Consider the following 16,514-nt stretch of genomic DNA (forward strand, 5'->3'; position numbering starts at 1 on the left):
AAAACCGAATCGGATAGGATATTGGGTCTATTACTTAACCTTGTCAAGATTCTGTGCGAAAGTGGCACAGTGATGACGCGCCGCGAAGTCCGTCGACAGCTGCGGCGCCGGTGGCACCAAGGACAGCACCCGACCGGTGTGCCCTGAAGCGGGCCAGTACGTCGAGGGCGTCGAGGGGTTGCCTGTCTTCGCGAAGTTGACCCACGCGGCACGCATGGAGTCGGCCAGTGCGGTCTGTTCGGCGTTCAGCGGGACCGGGAAGGGAGCGTTCGGGAGGTCGAACAGATACCACATCTCCGAGCCGTGCGTGGCCACCGAGAGCAGGCCGGCCGGGGCGAAGAGGAACGGCGCGGTGTCGTCGTTGAACTCATAGCCGTACGTCGGAACTCGCCGTGCGGTCCACTTGTTCACCTGAGCCGCGCCGCACGCGAACGTCGCGTCGCCGACCAGTGTGCCGAACGCCTTGTCCGGAGTGGCGTACGACGCCAGCGGGTACTCCTTGGCGATCGCGGCGGCCTGTGCGGGCGCCACCCGCAGCGCGCCGGCGATGTTGCTCTCGTAGTTCGCCGCGGTGACCGGGCTGATGTAGGGGAGGTTGTACCCGCGGCTGACGACGCGGCCGCCGAGGGTGAAGAGCGCTTCTTCGTCGTGGTTGCTGCCGTTCAGGATCGTCACGTTGTTGAACCGGCCGGCGGCGAGCGCCGTACCGATCGATTCCTTCAGCACCGCTCCGTCGACCACGCCCGGGATGAGGGCGGTCGCCGTCGAGATGTTGTCGACCAGCGTCTGCACCGGGACCTTCCGCAGGCAGTCCGCCGACTGGTCCAGGCAGCCGACCCTGGTGGCGAACTCCTTGCCGAACGTCTCCGCCTTGGCGAGCGGTTCCTGCTCCAGCGCGAACGCGCCGCTCTCCACGATCGCCCGCTGGAACAAGCCCTTCGAGCTGCGCGATGTGACGTGCGCGAGCACCGACAGGCCACCCGCGGACTCACCCGCGATCGTGACGTTGTGCGGGTCGCCGCCGAACTGGCCGATGTTGCGCTGCACCCAGCGCAGCGCGGCCTGCTGGTCCATCAGCCCGTAATTGCCCGCCGGTCCCCCGGGCCGTGTTGCCAGCGCCGGGTGGGCCAGGAAGCCCAACGCGCCGAGGCGGTAGTTGATGGTCACGACTACCGCGCCGGCCTTCGTGAGCTTCGTGCCGTCGTAGTTGGAGCCGCTGTCTCCGACCAGGCCACCGCCGTGGATCCAGACGAGCACCGGGCGCTTGGTGGCGGTGTGCAGGGCCGGTGTCGAGACGTTGAGGTAGAGGCAGTCCTCGGACAGTTGGCCAGGCGTCACGACGCTTGGTGCCTGCGGACAGCCCGGTCCGTACGACGTTGCGTCGCGCACGCCCCGCCAACTGGCTGCGGGCTGCGGCGGCCGCCACCGGAGATTCCCGGTCGGCGCCGCGGCGAACGGCAGACCGCGGAAGGAGTAGGTGCCGTCGGCTCCCACACCACGGACAGCACCGTTGCCCGTAGCAACAACCGGGTTGGAGGTCGTGGCGTCGGCGGTGGGCAGGCCGCCTGAGCCGATTGCCAGGGTCGCGGCCGCAGTTGCCGCCACTGTCGCCGCTGCGGCGGCGAGCAGGAGGCGTGGTCGCCGGGAACGGGTGATTCTCACGATTGGGGTACCTCGTCTGAGTGAGTGGTTCGTTACCGCCACCACTCTTCAGCGCGCGAGCACCCATCGCCCCAGGGAGAGTCCCTGGTTTCAGGCGGCGTACTCCCCGGCGGCCTGCCACTCGGCGGGCCCGTCGGACCCGGCTTCGTACTCCTCCAGCGGCACCTCGTCGGCCTGCCAGGCGGCCACCACCGGCTCGACGATCTCCCAGCAGCGCTCGGCGACGTCACCGCGCACCGAGAGCAGCGGGTCGCCGCGCAGAATGCCGTTCAGCACCTCGCCGTACGGGAGCACCGACGACGACGGCAGCGTCGCGTCCAGGAAGACCTGACCCATCGTGTACGGGCCGTCGACGCCGAGCGCCGGGACGGACAGCGACAGCTCCCCCGGGTTCAGACCGATTCGCAGGGTCTCGCCGTCGCGTCCGCCGTGCAGGCCGGACGGCAGGTGCCGCAGCGGCTTGAACTTGATCACGATCTCCTTGCGCGCGGCGCCGAGCGCCTTGCCCGATCGCAGCGTGAACGGGACACCCGCCCAGCGGTTCGTGCCCACCTCGACCGTCACCTCGGCCAGCGTCTCGGTCTCCCGGGCCGGGTCCACGCCCGCTTCACCGGCGTACGACGGAACCACGCGACCGTCCGCGATGCCCGCGGTGTACCGGGCCCGCCGGCTCGCCTCGATCGCGGAGCCGCGGTACAGGCGCGTACTGCGCAGCGCTCGAGCCATCTCGCTGCGTACCTCGACCGCGTCCATCGTGGCCGGGGCGTCCATCGCGAGCAGGGCGAGAACGAGTAGCAGGTGACTCTGAATCATGTCAACCAGCGCGCCCGCGTTGTCGTAGTACTGCGCGCGACCCTCGAGGCCGAGCGTCTCGTCGTACACGATCTCGACGCTCTCGATGTGTTCGGCGTTCCAGACCGGCTCGAACAGCCGGTTGGCGAACCGCAGGCCGATCAGGTTCAGGACGGCGGTGCGGCCGAGGAAGTGGTCGACGCGGTGCACGTTCTCCTCGGGGACGAGCGAGGCGACCAGTTTGTTCAGCGCGGCCGCGGACGCGGCGTCGGTGCCGAACGGCTTCTCGAACGCCAGCTCGGTGCCCTCCGGGAGCTCGACCCGCTGCAGCGTCTCGACGATCGCGGTCGTCACGGCCGGCGGCAGCGAGAAGTACAGCACCGGTGCCGGGCCGGCGAGCTCGAGGAGCGCGCGCAGGTGCCCGGGATCCGTCGGGTCGCCTGCGACGTACTGCGTGGTCCCCAGGGTCTCGGCCGCAACGGGCCCGATCTCCCCATGGGACTCGAAGGCAGTCCGCACGCGGCCCGTCCACTCGTCCGCCGCGAGCGGCGTCCGGCCGGTGCCGATGATCCGCACAGCGGTGGCGCGCGTGCCGGCGAGCAGACTGCCCAGGCCGGGCAGCAGCAACCGGGAGCTCAGGTCGCCGCTGGCGCCGAAGATGACGACGGTACGTTGAATCAACACGTGGACACCCAACGCTGGGGACGGGAAGCGCATTCCCGCTAGCTTACGGGGGTGGACTCGGCGGACGGGTACGGCGTGTCCGGCAGGCCGAGGTTGCGCCAGACGAAACGCGGGACCCAGCCCAGGAAACCGCGCAGGTATGCCGAGCAGAACGCGATCGCGGGCTGGCTGTGCTCCCCCGGCGTGAACCAGACCCAGTCCTCCACGATCCGGAACGGCGCACCCGGGGTCGCCATCAGATACTCCATCTGACGCGGATGAATCACGTCGTACGCGAACTTGGTGTCCGCCGAGCTGACCGCGAACCGGTCGTTGAACGCCTCGCTCTCGAAGCTGATGCCGTTGCGGAAACCCTTCGGCCCGACGCTGAGCTGTGGCATCCGGGCCGGCAACTGGAAGCCGAGGATCGCCTCGGAGTGGTTGTTGACCACGGTCCGCGTCTGCGTGTTGCCGTTGCTGTCGGTGTACGACTCGGTGTGCGACGTCTTCCAGTGGTGCTTGAACGCGACGAACGGCGGCCCGTCACCGTCCCGCCCGCGGATCACCTCGTCGGTGCGGTGACCGTAACCGCCACCCTTGACCGGCGTGTACTGCAGCAGGTTGTCGTCGGCGCCGATCCAGTACCAGTCCGGGTGGTGGTAGAACCTCAGCCGCGGCTCCGGCTCCGGCTGGATCCAGTGGTCGAGCGGCGTCGCGTCGATCGCCGCCGCGATCGCGCCGAGCTGCTCGAGCCAGACACCGAGCTGATCGAGCTCCTTGCGAGGCGGATTCAGTACGACGATCTGGTCGCCGTCGACGCCGAGGTTCACGCCAGGTTGGCCCGCCGCCAGCGCGTTCAGCTGCACGCACAGCTCCGAGGTCATCACCTCGTGCGCGAACGCCGGGTCCATCGCGCCGACCTGCCACCCCGGCCCGAGCTGCGCCGGAGCGACCACGCCGTGCGCGAGAATGCCGTACCGCGGTGCCGTCTCGCCGCCCGTGATCCACAGCTCGGGGAGACGCCGCGACAACGTCACCATGCCGACCCAGCCCGACCAGTACGCCGACTTGTACTCGATCACCTGGAACGGCCGGCCGGTTGCGGTCATCCCGGTGATCTGGTCGTCGGGTTTGCGCACGAACCCGACCCCGAACGGCGGATTGCTCAGCCGAGCGACCGCGTCGAACGTCGGGCTGTTGACGAAGCTCCAGCCACGCTCTCGGATCGAACCGATGTACTGCTGCCGGCGGACGAGCGCGACGATCCCCCACACGATCGCAGCCACGACCAGCAGCAGCGCGATCACCATCAAGACGATCAAACCGCTCACATGTGCCTCCCCGATCCGGCTGCTTGCACACCGGACGATAACGCCGCGAGAGGATCAGGCCAGGGCACTCGGCAGGGGTTCGGCATGGATGATCTGGAGCCGGCTGACCGCTCGGGTGAGGACGACGTACAGGCGGTGCAGGCCGCGGGGCTCGGCGGCGACGATGTGGGCCGGCTCGGCGACCACGACCGCGTCGAACTCCAGGCCCTTGGCCAGCGTGGCAGGCACGCACACCAGGCGCACGGTGTCGATCTCGTCCTCGGTCTCCCCGATCAGCGCCACTTCGAGTCCGGCCGCCGCGATCGCGTCCCGCAGGGCCACGACCTGGTCGTCCGCCGCGATCAGCGCCACCGAACCTTCGCCCTCGAGTGCCGCCCGGCACTCGGCCACCACCTGGTCCGCGAAGGTGGACGCGTCGGCCGGGATGATGCTCAGCGCGTCAGCGACCGTCCGGACGCCGCTCGGGGTGCCGAGCGTCGGCGCGATCTCGGGTAGCAGCCTCGCCGCGAAGCTGATGATCTGCTCCGGCACCCGGAACCCGCGGTCGAGCTCGGCCACGACGCCGTCACCCTTGTCGAGATGCCCGAGCACGCGGTCCCAGGATCCGGCGGCCCACGGTGTCGTCGCCTGCGCGAGATCACCGAGCACCGTGGCCGATCCCGTGCGGCAGCGCCGGCCGAGCGCCCGCAGCTGCATCGCCGACAGATCCTGCGCCTCGTCCAGGACGAGGTGCCCGAGAGATCCGGTACGCCGCTCGATCAGGTCCTCGAGCTCGTCGAGCAGGACGTTGTCCGCGAACGACCACTTCGCCGACTTCCACGAGCGCGGCGGCTTCGGCCACAGCAACGCCGTACGCTCCTCGTCGGTCAGGTCCGGGGCCGCGGCGGTCAGGAAGTCCGCGTCCGAGAAGAGCCGGTGCAGGACCTGCTCGGGGGCGACTCGCGGCCAGACCGAGTCGAGGACGTCCTTCACCGGCTTCGAGCGTGCGACCGCGTTCTGCACGCGGTCGTCCGGCGACTCGGCGCGCTCCTCCATCCGGACCAGCACGACGTGCGCGATCCGTTGCGCGAGCGCGTTCCGCCCGGGCGCGTACCGGGTCGACTCGCGCAGGTCCGACACGATGTCGACCACCTCGTAGTCGTGCACCCGGTAACGCCGGGATCCCTTGCTGTACAGGACTCCCTCGGTCGGCGTACCGACGTACGACCACAACGCGCGGCGCAGTACGTCGGCCATCCGCGCGTCGCCCTTCAGCCGCTCGGCCTCCGTCGCGTCGGTGGCCGCGGTGGGGCGAGTGAGCAGCTCGTCGATCGTGATCTGCCGTACGTCGACCTCGCCCAGCGCGGGCAGGACCTTGCGGATGTACGACAGGAACGACCGGTTCGGTCCGACGATCACGACACCGCCGCGGCCGAGGCGTTCACGTTCGGTGTAGAGCAGGTACGCGACGCGGTGCAGACCGACCGCGGTCTTGCCGGTGCCGGGCGCGCCCTGGACGCAGACGCTCGGGTGCAGCGGCGCGCGGACCAGGTCGTCCTGTTCGGGCTGGATCGTGGCCACGATGTCGCGCATCGGGCCGGTGCGCGGCCGCTCGATCTCGGACCGCAGGAACTTGTCCGCCTGGTCCGACACGACGGCACCGGTCAGCGGTTCGTCCTCGAACCCGGTCAGGTCGGCGTGATCGGAGAACCCGTAGCGACGGCGCATCAGCACCCGGCGCCGATCGCTCGGGGTCGCCCGGTAGAACGGCACCGACACCGGCGCGCGCCAGTCGATCACCAGCGGTACGCCGGACCCGTCGTGGACATGCCGGCGGCCGATGTAGATCTGGTTGATGTCCTCGATCGTGCCGTGCTCGTAGTCGAGCCGGCCGAAGAACAGCGGTACGTCGGGCAGGTCGAGGAGCGCGTGCGTGCGCATCTCCTTGGCCCGCTGGTTGGCCTCGTTGGTGAAGCGTTCGTCGTTGTCCTCGCCGCCGATGATCTGGACGTCACGGTCCACGACCTCGGCGTACATCTTGCTGAGTGCAGTGCGGGCGGCGCCGAGAAAGGCGCGTTCGGACGCTAATTCAGGTTCGACCATCGGTGAGAGCCTCGAATCGTGAGCTGGGTCCCGCCCCGGAGCAGATCCATCCGGTTCGATTCGATCCCGAAAAGACAGACCGGGGACGTTACCACCGAGGTCGATGGGCAGCCACCGATTTACTTCAGCCAGTCGGGCGTGTGCTCGGCGTCCCGGGGGAACGCGGCCAGATCGGCCGGGTAGATCGTTGGGTCGACAGGGATCGACCACGCCGGTTCGTGGTCGTAGTCGAAGTCGGTCGCGAAGTGCCCGGTCGACGTCACCGTGACCTTGGCCGTCAGCCAGGCGCCCTTGCCGGGCTGGTACATCGCCCGCCGCAGCTCCTCGAAATGATCCTCGAGGCCTTCGGGCAGCGTCTCCAGTTGGGTCTCCCCCGACGGCAGCAGCACGGCGGCGTCCAGTTCGGCGTACGACGTCGTCGCCCGGTAGACCGCACTGACCTCACGCCACCCGGCCGGCAGGTCCGCGACCAGGGCGCGGGCAATCTTGTCGATTGCGCCGAGCTCGCTCATGCACGCTCCCGGGACGACACCGGCTTGGTCTCTCTGAAGATACGCCTGGGTGAGTGTTCGCCGTTGTGACGGTCGACGACGCTGCGGGAGGACGGCCGATCCGTCGTACCGTTCGCGTGCCGGACGTCGATGGCGGCGTGCACCTGGATGCCGGAGGCCCGCATCGCCTGCCAGGTCTGCTCCATCGCGCGCCAGTTGTTGCTCCCGGCGTGCGCCCGGTTCTGCTCCTGCGACTGCGCGGTGAGGTTGATCGCCTCGCCCGGACCGTCGAACACCGTCGCGAACAGGTGACCGCCGTCGTCGGTGGGTTGCCGATCGGGCTCGCCGGCCTCCCGTGCGCGGTCACGTTGCGGCGGTCGTCGTTCTCGTCGGTCGGCAGCCAGCCGAGCCAGCCCTCGGCGTGGGCCACCCGCCCGGCCTTGTCGGTCGCGTACAGGTACCGGTCGTCGACGACGTATACGGCCGACGGCTCGGGCTTCATCAGGTCGGCGTTCCAGCGGCCGACCCGCCCGGACTGTTCCTTGTGCACCGGCAGTCCGGCGTACTTGTCCGGCACCACCGGTACGTCGTCCGGGCCGTAACCGACCGCGCGGACGTCGGCCGGATCGGCGGGTTGCTCGATCCGGGCCGACGCCCGCGGTCTTTCTGGCATGTCGTTGTTCTACACGACTCTTCTGAACTTGTGGTGACCTGCGCGTGTCACCCGTCGTTCTCGGCGGCCGGGATCACCGCGCCCGGAACGTTCTGCGGGGCGAAGATCTGGGCCTCACCGGGGTACGGCAGGGACCAGTTGTGGGCCTCGTACCAGTTGTAGTGGTTCATCTGGGCCGGGTTCGCGAAGTCGGCCCTGGCGTTCGGGCCGGTGGTTCGCTGCTGGTCCTTCCACGCCGACCACTGCGCCGCCATCGATTCCATACCGGCCGGGACGGTCACCGCCGGCGCCGCCGCGACGGCCGGGTTCTGCGCCGCCGGCACGTCGAGACCGCAGGATGGTGGGGTCTTCAGGCCGTCGGTCAGCGCGACCCGGTTCGGCAATGCCGTGAACGGCGTGTAGTTCGGCTTGCTGGTGAACGCGCCGAACATCGGTGTGGCCGCGGTGTCCTTCTGGTTCATCGGCTTCATCCCGAGGATCTGCTCGATCGTCCGGATCATCGTGATCTGCGTGTAGTAGTGGCTGTCCACCGCACCGTGCTGCGCGTACGGGCTGATGATCTGGATCGGCGCCCGGTGACCGTCGATGTGGTCGAGACCGGCCTGCGAGTCGTCCTCGACGACGAAGATCGCCGAGTCCTTCCAGTACTTGCTGTGCGTGATCTGGTCGACGATCCGGCCGGTGGCCAGATCGTTGTCGGCAACCTGCGCCGGGCCGTTGGCCGGACCACCGGTGTGGTCGTTGGACAACCAGAACATGTTCAGGTTCGCCGGACCGTTCTTCAGGAAGTCCTTGCGCCAGATCTCGGTCTTGTAGATGTCCGGGACGCTGGTGTCGAACTGCGGGAAGCCCTGCACCGACACGTTGTTCAGGGACGGGATCGCCGACCCGATCGCGATCGGGTACTTGGTGTCCGCCCCGGTCGCGATGATGTTCTTCGTGTCGCAGAAGTAGTTCTGCCAGGTCCCGTCGGCCGGCTTCTGCTCGATCGACAGGAACTCGCCGAAGTTCTTCACCGACTTGCCGGCCGCCTGGACACCGGTCCAGAGGAAGCCGCTCTTCTGGTGGCCGAGGGCATCGTTCTCGGTGTCGTAGCTGCGCAGGTACTCACCGGCCGAGGACTCGGTGTACTCCGGGTTGTCGGCCTGCATCAACCAGTTGTGACCCTCGGCGGAGTTCGTGCCGATGTCATAGGTGTTGTCGTACAGCCCGAACTGCTTGGCCAGGGCGTGCTGGTTCGGCGTGACGTTCTCGCCGTACTGCGCCAGCGCCGGGTCGCCGTTGCCCTCCGGGATGTCGCCGTACAGCTGGTCGTAGGTCCGGTTCTCCTTGACGATCAGGAAGACGTGCTTGATCGTCGACGGGTCGCCGAGCTTCGCCGGAACCGGCACCGGCTTGCGACGGCCCTGGTCCGTGGCGACCTGCGCCGAGCCGTTCGTCCAGCCGTTCTGGTCGAAGACGGTCTTGGTGTACTTCTTGATCGCCTGGTCATCCGGCAACTGGAACTTGGTCAGGCTCGACGTGGTGTCGTGCGTGCTGTGCCCCGCCGCCGTCGTCTCGCGGCGGGCGTCGACGCCCCGGGTGTTGGACACCACGATGTCCTTGCCCACCTGCGCAAGCTCGGCCGGGAAGTAGTCCGTCGGCAGCAGGCCGACGTAGCTGACCGGCTCCAGCGGGTTCTTGTACTTGTAGACCGCAATCGCGTTCGCGCGACCGAGCGAGACCAGCAGGTGGCCGTCATCGGTCAGTGTGGCGCCGTCGGGCTCGTAGCCGACCGAGGCCTCCGGCCACGGCTGGGTCGCGATGGTCTGGGTGACCTTGTCCCACTGGGTGTTGATCACCGAGACCGTGTTGCTCGCGGTGTTCATGACGAACACGGCGCCGTTCTTCGCGTACAGCGCGGTCGGGTGCAGACCGACCGGGATGCCGGCCACCGCGGCGCTCGGGTTCTTCAGGTCGATCACGCTGACCGTACCGGTCGTGGTCACCGCGTTCTGGTTCGCCACGACGTCGGTGCCGTACGAGTTGATCGTGGTGTCGCCGGGCTTGGCGGTCCGGCCGCCCTCGTTGCTGACGTACAACTTGTCGCCGACCATGACCAGGTCGCGCGGCGCGTTGCCGGTCGCCCAACTCTGCTTGATCGCACCGGTCGCGGTGTCGATCGCGACGACCCGGTTCTGGCCGTTCACCGCGGAGTACACGGTGGAACTGTCGGCGGAGAACACGGCCTCCGCGGCCAGCGAGTGCTTGGCGCCGTCGGCCGGGATCGCGACGAACGTCGGGTTCGCCAGCGAGCCGTCGGAATTCACGGTGAACTTCCGGTAGCCGTCGGTCTGCCCCAGCCAGACCTGCGAGCCGTCCGGCGAGTACGTCGGACCCTCCTGGCCGACGTCGTTACCGGGGATCTTGAGATCCGCCACGGCGTTGTTGCCGATGTACTGCTGGACCTTCCAGTTCTTCAGGTCGATGATCGCCAGCGCCATCCCGCCGTCGGTCACGGAGGCCGCCAGGTGGCTGCCGTCCGGGCTGACCACGGACGACATGATCTTGCCCTTCTGGAGGACCAGACGGTCGCCGATCGGCTTGATGTACTGGTCGGACGAGATGACCTGGCCCTTGTCGGTGACCTGTCCGACCTGGTCGTGTCCGAAGCCGGTCGTCGAGGCGACCGCGGTGCCGGCCAGAGTCACCGCGAGCGCAGTGGCCCCCGCGGTCACCAGTGGTAGCCTGCGCCGGCGGGGACTTGGCGAGCCCTCTCCGTAAGACTGTGCCGTGTCACGCCTGCGGCGGCGTGTTACCTGCATGGGAGTTGTCCCTTCGGGTTGGGCTTCAGTTGGCAGGTAGCAGTTCGATGTTGCCGTCGAACTGCCACAGGGGGTTCGGTTCGTCCCCGGACGGGGTGCGGACCAGGAAGAAGCCGTTCACTTCCTTCGGTCCGTCCCCGTCGGACACGTACCGACCGAGTGGGTTGATGTCGAGTTGGTAGATCGCCGAGCCGGCCGCTTCCACCCCGGGGATGTGCCAGCTGACGACGCAGCGCCAGTCGTTGCCCGGCCCGCGCGCGGCGACCTGGTCGCCGCCCTTGGTGCACTCGGCCGCGCTCTGCAGCTGTTCCTCGGTCACGTCGGCCCGGTTCAGCTGCTTGGTCTGCAGCCGGTACAGGTGCGCGAACTCGACCGCGACTGCCCGCTGCACCTTGTCCTGGTCGATCCCCGACCCGAACCCGGTCACCGGAGCGACGGCCGCGGTAGTGACCCCGAGCAGGACGACGAGGGGCACCAGGCCGGCCGTCAACGCGAGGCGACCGGAGCCGTCGTGCGACGGGTTGGTGAAGTCACGGCGTACGAAGATGAAATACGCGAGGCCGGTCGCGACGAGGGCCCAGACCAGGCTGACGATCACGCCGATCAGCAGCGGGCCGAGCTGTGCCGGACTGGTGAAGAGGCCGTTCCAGCTGATGAACGCGTAGCCCGGGAGCGCGAGGCGGAAGGCGACCGGGACCGGCAGTTGCTGGACGATCTGCATCGCGAGGGCGACGACCGCCGGGAGCAGGAGGCCCATCGGCGAGCGGCCTAGCGCGACCGAGCCGAGCAGGCCGATCGCGGCCAGCGCGAGAGTCGGTGCGAGGGCGCACAGCCAGGCGAGGAACACAGTGCCGGCCGCGCTGCCCGGTGAGAGCAGGTGACCGTCGAGGCCGATCATTTGCCGGTTGCCGACGACCAGCAGGCCACTGATCGTGCTCGACACGACCAGGCCGATCACCAGGACCAGGATCACGGTCAGGCTGGACAGCGCCTTCGAGATGAAGATCCGGCGCGGCGAGCGGACCGCGACCAGCAGATGGCGCCAGGTGCCGAGGCGGTCCTCGGACGCGAACACGTCACCGGCGATCAGCGAGGTCAGCAACGGCAGCGCCCAGGAACCGGAGAAGCCCAAGAGAACAAGCGGACCGGCCCATCCGGTGGCGTGCATCCAGCGGCCGAACAACGTGTCGACCGGAAGCGACGCCTGTTGGCTGATGACGGCGACGAAGAGGGCGGGTGCCAGCCAGCACGCGACGATCAGTACGCGGACCCGCCACTGCGTGAGCAGCTTGACGAGCTCGAAGCGGTACCCGCGGATGATCGGCACCCGGCGGGCGACCGAGCTGTCACGGGTCTCGGGGGCAGCCACGGTGGCCGTCATCAGTTGGTCTCCTGCTGCTCGGTGAGGGCGATGAAGGCGGCCTCGAGTGGCGACACCACCGGTGCGAGTTCCCGTACGGCGATGTCGTCGCGGACCAGCCGCTTGACGAACTCGTCCAGCGCCGGCACGGATGCTGAGATCACCAGCAACTCGACACCTTCTTGTACGGCGTCCTCATCGCGGAGTCGGATGCCCTTGGTCTCGCGGGCGATTCGACGGGCTGCTGCCGGGTTCGAGGTGATGACGCGGTAGTCGAGTTCACTGTCCTCCGAGGCCAGCTTGCTGATCGGGCCCGAGAACGCGACGCGTCCGGTCGACAGGATCGTCACCTCGGAGCAGAGCGCCTCGACGTCGTCCATCCGGTGGCTCGACAACATCACCGCCGTACCGTCCGCGGCCAGCCGGGTGAGGACGCCGTACACGTGTTTCTTGCCGGCCGGGTCGAGGCCGTTGGACGGTTCGTCGAGGATCAGCAGCCGCGGTTTGGTGAGCAGCGCGGCGGCGAGGCCGAGGCGCTGGCGCATGCCGAGGGAGAAGCCGCGGACCCGGTCGTCGGCCACGTCGGTGAGGCCGACCTGGTCGATCGCGTCGTCGATGTTCATCGTGCCGTCACCGCGCAACTGGGCCAGCGCGGCCAGGTTCTGCCTCGCGGTCATCGACGGGTAGAGGCCGGGGCCGTCGACGAAGCCGGCGACACCTTCGGGGACGGCGAGGGCGCGGCCGACCGGCGTACCGAGGATCTCGAGTTCGCCGCGGTCGGGAACGGCGAGGCCGAGCAGCAGACCGAGGAGCGTGGTCTTGCCGGCTCCGTTCGGTCCCACCAGGCCGTGGATCTGGCCGGGTGCGACGTCGAGGTCGACGCTGTCGAGTGCGACGACCTCACCGAAGTACTTGGTGATGCCGCGGGCGCGGACAGAGGGCGGTGCGTCCATGGTTAATACATTAGAAAGCAATGTACTAAGAAGTGAAGACCGAAGGTTAACTATTGGCGAACTGGGGTGAACTGCTTTCAGCTGAGCTCTCAGCGACCTCTCAGTTGCACTACCGGTAAGCGCGGGCCTGGAGTTCGAAGAGCTCGGCGTACCGGCCGCCGGCGGCGAGCAGGTCTTCGTGGGTGCCGACCTCTTCGACACGGCCGCGGTGCATGACGACGATCAGGTCCGCCATCCGCACGGTCGAGAACCGGTGCGACACCAGGACGGTGATCCCGCCGGTCTCGGTCGCGGCGATCTTCGCAGCGGACGCGTACTGCTCGTAGAGCCGGTGCTCGGCCTCCGGGTCGAGGGCCGCGGTCGGCTCGTCGAGCAACAACAGCAACGGACGCTCGCGCATGAACGCGCGGGCCAGCGCGAGCCGCTGCCACTGCCCGCCGGACAGCTCGACCCCGTCGCTGAACTTCTTGCCCAGCTGGGAATCCAGCCCGCGCGGCAACCCGGCGATCACCGACTCGGCATCACCGCGCACGACCGCCGTCCGTACGGCGTCCTCGTCGTCGGCCCGCTCGATGTCGCCGATCCCGACGACCTCCCGCGCGGTGAACTCGAACTTTACGAAGTCCTGGAACCCCGCCGACAGCTGCGACCGCCAGGCGTCCGGCTGGATCGTCGCCAGGTTCGCGCCGTCGACCAGGATCTGGCCGGTCGTCGGGTCGTACATCCGGGCGAGCAGCTTGACCAGCGTCGTCTTGCCGGCGCCGTTCTCCCCCACCAGCGCGACCGCGGACCCGGCCGGGACGCTGAGGTTCAGATCGCTCAGGACCGCGGAATCCGAACCAGGGTAGGAGAATCCGACGTTCCGCAACTCGATGCCGGTGCTGATCCGCTCGGGCGCCGAGGTGACGCTGGAGCGCCACGAGTTCTGTTTCGCGTACTCGCGCAGCCAGTCGTACCGCCCGAAGCTGCGCACGACCTCACCGACCCAGTACACGTTCTGCGCGATACCGCCGGTCATCTGATCCACCTGCGGCGCCAGCAGCAGCACCAGTACGACGTCTCCCGCAGATGCCTGCCCGTTCCGCGCCCGCGCGACGACCCAGACAATCGCCGCGGCATACGCGAGACCGAAGGCGAGCCGCACCGAGCCGTCCACCTTCCCGCCCCAGCGCGCGGCCTCGACCCGACGGTCGAACCGCTGCGTCTGCAACGTGAAGATCCTGTCCAGCAAGACCTTTCCGAGCCCGAACACGCGCAGCTCCAGACCGGTCCGCGGATCCTTCGCCACCTCGATCAACCGGTCGACGAGCCGCTCCTGCGGCATCGACTCCTCCCACGCCTTGCTCTGCCGCGTGCTGCTCAGGTACGCCGACCAGATCCGCGCACCGCCCAGCAACGGAAGCACGAGCAGCAGCGGATGCACCGACCCGAGCAGCGTGAGCACGGTCGCGGTGTTCGTCACCGTGGCGAACGCCCACAACAACACCTCGGCGCCGACACCCATCCGCCACGCCTTCTCGCGCACCAACTCCAGCCGGTCCGCGACATCAGGCCGCTCGTGATGTGACAGACCTGGGATCCCTGTCGTCACATCGAGCAGGTCGGCGTGCACGCGGCCCGCCATCCGCTCCTGCGCGGTGTCCTGCAGTGGCCACCCGAGGCCGTCCGCGATGAACGACACCGCGAGGCCGCCGACGATGATGCCGATGCCCAGCGCGATCGTGCTCGACGTGTCCGACGCGATCCCGTCGACCAGCCGGCTCACGCCGTACGTCTGGGTCGGTGCGGTGATCGCGCGGGCCGCGACCAGCACGGTCGAGATGGCCATCAGCCCGGGCGCGGCCCGGAAGGACGTGGACAACCACAGCCACAGGATCCGCAGGCTACGCATCGACTACCTCCGGTCCCGTCACGTACCGCTCGGCCTGGAGCCGGAACATCCCGGCGTACTCGCCGTTCTGCGCCAGCAGCTCCTCGTGTGTGCCGTCCTCGACGATCCGGCCGTCGGACAGCACACAGATCCGGTCCGCGTTGCGCACCACGGAGAACCGGTGCGAGATGATCAGCGACGCCACTCCGGACGTCAGCTCCAGGTAGCGCTCGACCAACTCGGCCTCGGCCCGTACGTCGAGCGCCGCCGCCGGCTCGTCCAGCACCAGAACGCCTGCTCCCGCATGCACCGCGAACAACGCCCGAGCCAGCGCGACCCGCTGCCACTCTCCACCGGACAGGTCGACGCCACCGTCGAACGTCTTGTCCAGCACGGTGTCCCAGCCCTTCGGCAGCCGACGTACAACCTCGTCGATCCCGGACTCGCGCGCGACCCTGGCCAGCGTGAGCTCGTCACCCGCGCGCTCGACGGCGCCGAACACGACGTTGTCCGTCACCGACAACGGGAACCGCAGGAAGTCCTGCACGATCGCCGCCACCCGCCGCTGCCAGACAGCCAGGTCCAGGTCCGCGAGATCGACACCGTCGACGAGGATCCGCCCGCTCGTCGGCTTGTACGCGCCGCCGAGCAGCTTCACCAGCGTGGACTTGCCGGCACCGTTGACGCCGACCAGCGCGAGCGCTTCCCGCGCGCGGATGGTGAGGTCGAGGTCGCGCAGTACGGCGACGTCCGAGCCCGGGTAGTGGAAGCTCACCTTCTCGAACCGGATCTCGCGAGTCGGCATCGTCTCGATCCGATGCTTGGTGGTCACGGCCGGCTCCGGGTGCCGCTCGTCGATCGTTGCGCTGAGATCCCGCATCGCGCGGTACGCCGAGAGTCCGCGGCGAACCTGCGCCACGCCGTACCCGTTGTTCGCCTGACCGATCGCGAGGATCGCGGGCAGCGTGGTCGCGACCTGCGTGAGCGGGAGCGTGCCGTTGTAGGCGGCGCGACCGACGGCGAGGATCGCGATGCCGTTGGCGATCAGGTGGACACCGCCGATCAGCAACGACCACTTCGCGTTCCGCTTGCGGCGGGCCCAGACCGGGCGATAGCCGGCCGTCCACTCGCGGACATACCGCTCCACGAGCCAGTTGTGCAGACCGAACACGCGCAGCTCTTTCGGTGCGTCGCGCATGCCCAGGTCGAACAGGTAGTTCGCCCGGCGCTGCTCCTCGGTGTTGCCCCACCAGACGTCGACCTCGCGCTCGATCAGACGACCGCCGTACCACTCCAGCAGGATCGTGACCGCGACCAGCATCGCCGCCACCCACCACGCGAACATCACGCCGACGATCACCGCCGAGCCGACCAGCGTCACCCGGCTCGCGATCAACCACGGCAGCTGGCCCAGCCCCTGCGCGAGGTGGAAGCCGCCCTTGCCCTTTGCGCGCTCCTGCACATCCAGTACTTCGGAGTTCTCGAGGTGCTCGATCCGGCGCGGTTTGAGCAGCGGCTCGGTGATGCCGGTGCCGATCGCGCGGACCAGGCCGGCGTCCATCACCAGCGACGCGACCTGCTGCACCGCGGGCGTCAGGCTGTCGATGACAAAGACCGCGAGCAGGCCGCCCAGCAGCCAACTGAACTCGCCGATCGGCATCGCGTTCGGGCCACCGTCGATCACGCCTGGAACCGCCCCGACGACCCGGCCGGTCAGCAACGTGACCGCCATCCCCAGCAGCGAACCGAGGACGGCCAGACCCATCGTCAGAAGGGTGCCTCCAGGTGCAACCCGCACTCCGTATCGCAGCAGCGTCAGCACTCAACCGACCG

At 68.7% G+C, this 16,514-nt stretch carries 12 protein-coding genes; 1 reads left to right on the forward strand and 11 read right to left on the reverse strand.

Annotated elements, in window-relative coordinates; all coding sequences use genetic code 11:
- Nucleotides 1-30: 30 nt before the first annotated feature.
- The 6 genes from E0H45_RS18635 to E0H45_RS18660 form a co-directional block, all read right to left on the reverse strand.
- Nucleotides 31-1,662: a carboxylesterase/lipase family protein gene (locus E0H45_RS18635; protein WP_165546510.1), complete on the reverse strand. Its 1,632-nt coding sequence runs from the start codon at nucleotides 1,660-1,662 to the stop codon at nucleotides 31-33.
- Nucleotides 1,663-1,752: 90 nt separating this feature from the next.
- The gene (locus tag E0H45_RS18640) at nucleotides 1,753-3,138 is read right to left on the reverse strand and encodes a glucose-6-phosphate dehydrogenase (RefSeq protein ID WP_202872387.1); all 1,386 of its coding nucleotides are present in this window, start codon (nucleotides 3,136-3,138) and stop codon (nucleotides 1,753-1,755) included.
- Nucleotides 3,139-3,176: 38 nt separating this feature from the next.
- The gene (locus E0H45_RS18645) at nucleotides 3,177-4,448 is read right to left on the reverse strand and encodes a hypothetical protein (protein WP_238155080.1); all 1,272 of its coding nucleotides are present in this window, start codon (nucleotides 4,446-4,448) and stop codon (nucleotides 3,177-3,179) included.
- Nucleotides 4,449-4,502: 54 nt separating this feature from the next.
- Entirely contained in the window at nucleotides 4,503-6,530 is a 2,028-nt protein-coding gene (locus E0H45_RS18650; protein ID WP_131338923.1) for a HelD family protein, read from the reverse strand.
- 119 nt (nucleotides 6,531-6,649) lie between these two features.
- On the reverse strand, nucleotides 6,650-7,042 hold the full coding sequence (locus E0H45_RS18655) for an antitoxin YezG family protein (RefSeq protein ID WP_131338925.1): 393 nt from the start codon (nucleotides 7,040-7,042) through the stop codon (nucleotides 6,650-6,652).
- Nucleotides 7,039-7,434, reverse strand: a complete 396-nt coding sequence (locus E0H45_RS18660; RefSeq protein ID WP_337590415.1) for a DNA/RNA non-specific endonuclease — start codon at nucleotides 7,432-7,434, stop codon at nucleotides 7,039-7,041. Before E0H45_RS18660 ends, E0H45_RS18655 begins: the two co-directional genes overlap by 4 nt.
- Between E0H45_RS18660 and E0H45_RS43265 the strand changes: the two genes are divergently transcribed.
- A complete protein-coding gene (locus tag E0H45_RS43265) occupies nucleotides 7,330-7,623 on the forward strand; it encodes a hypothetical protein (protein WP_238155081.1) in 294 nt (97 codons plus the stop codon). The two genes, E0H45_RS18660 and E0H45_RS43265, sit on opposite strands and share 105 nt — an antisense overlap.
- A gap of 118 nt (nucleotides 7,624-7,741) precedes the next feature.
- On the opposite strand, the gene E0H45_RS18665 is transcribed toward E0H45_RS43265, so the two are convergent.
- From E0H45_RS18665 to E0H45_RS18685, 5 genes are all read right to left on the reverse strand, one after another.
- Nucleotides 7,742-10,411, reverse strand: a complete 2,670-nt coding sequence (locus E0H45_RS18665) for an alkaline phosphatase family protein (RefSeq protein ID WP_238155082.1) — start codon at nucleotides 10,409-10,411, stop codon at nucleotides 7,742-7,744.
- A gap of 112 nt (nucleotides 10,412-10,523) precedes the next feature.
- The gene (locus tag E0H45_RS18670) at nucleotides 10,524-11,879 is read right to left on the reverse strand and encodes an ABC transporter permease (RefSeq protein ID WP_131338931.1); all 1,356 of its coding nucleotides are present in this window, start codon (nucleotides 11,877-11,879) and stop codon (nucleotides 10,524-10,526) included.
- Complete coding sequence (locus E0H45_RS18675) at nucleotides 11,879-12,811, reverse strand: ABC transporter ATP-binding protein (RefSeq protein ID WP_131338933.1); 933 nt, start codon at nucleotides 12,809-12,811, stop codon at nucleotides 11,879-11,881. Before E0H45_RS18675 ends, E0H45_RS18670 begins: the two co-directional genes overlap by 1 nt.
- Nucleotides 12,812-12,920: 109 nt before the next feature.
- A complete protein-coding gene (locus E0H45_RS18680; protein ID WP_131338935.1) occupies nucleotides 12,921-14,702 on the reverse strand; it encodes an ABC transporter ATP-binding protein in 1,782 nt (593 codons plus the stop codon).
- On the reverse strand, nucleotides 14,695-16,446 hold the full coding sequence (locus E0H45_RS18685) for an ABC transporter ATP-binding protein (RefSeq protein WP_131338937.1): 1,752 nt from the start codon (nucleotides 16,444-16,446) through the stop codon (nucleotides 14,695-14,697). Before E0H45_RS18685 ends, E0H45_RS18680 begins: the two co-directional genes overlap by 8 nt.
- Nucleotides 16,447-16,514 lie beyond the last annotated feature (68 nt).

It is taken from the genome of Kribbella soli (genome assembly GCF_004331345.1).
Lineage (GTDB): Bacteria > Actinomycetota > Actinomycetes > Propionibacteriales > Kribbellaceae > Kribbella > Kribbella soli.